1 protein-coding gene is annotated in these 540 nt (G+C 45.0%); it reads left to right on the forward strand.

The window, feature by feature from the left end:
- Positions 1-118: 118 nt before the first annotated feature.
- On the forward strand, positions 119-540 hold a 422-nt coding region (locus ABD209_RS15500), incomplete at its 3' end, for a reverse transcriptase domain-containing protein (protein WP_344067815.1).

A 540-nucleotide genomic window follows, 5' to 3' on the forward strand; every position in this document is an offset into this window, starting at 1 on the left:
AGAAAATGTCCAAGTAGTCCGGAAATGAGGATACCCTAGAACGGTAGAACGTAACTATTGATGGGAAAAGTAGTGAGGGCGATCTTGGATCCATCTACGCCTAGAGGAGGAACAGCGCATGAGATTCATTGAAAAGATCACGAGCCATCAAAATATGAGACAAGCCATTGAGCAGGTCAAAAAGAATAAAGGGGCTCCGGGGATTGATGAGATGACAGTCGATGAACTTGATCATTACTTTTATCAACATGGACGAGATCTTGTTCAGGAGGTCCGATCGATGACCTATCAGCCCAAGGCAGTCAAGCGAGTTTATATCCCTAAACCCGATGGAAAACAAAGACCTTTAGGGATTCCAAGTGTAGTAGACCGTGTGGTGCAACAAGCAGCTGCGCAACAACTGAGTGGCATCTTTGATGCGCACTTCAGTGGAAACAGCTATGGATTTCGCCCTAAGCGAAATGCACATCAAGCAATCGAAAAAGTCCTTGGCTACTTAAATGAAGGCTATGAGTGGGTGATCGATATGGACATTGAGAA

Origin of the sequence: Nostocoides vanveenii, assembly GCF_039531165.1 — a bacterium.
Lineage (GTDB): Bacteria > Actinomycetota > Actinomycetes > Actinomycetales > Dermatophilaceae > Nostocoides_A > Nostocoides_A vanveenii.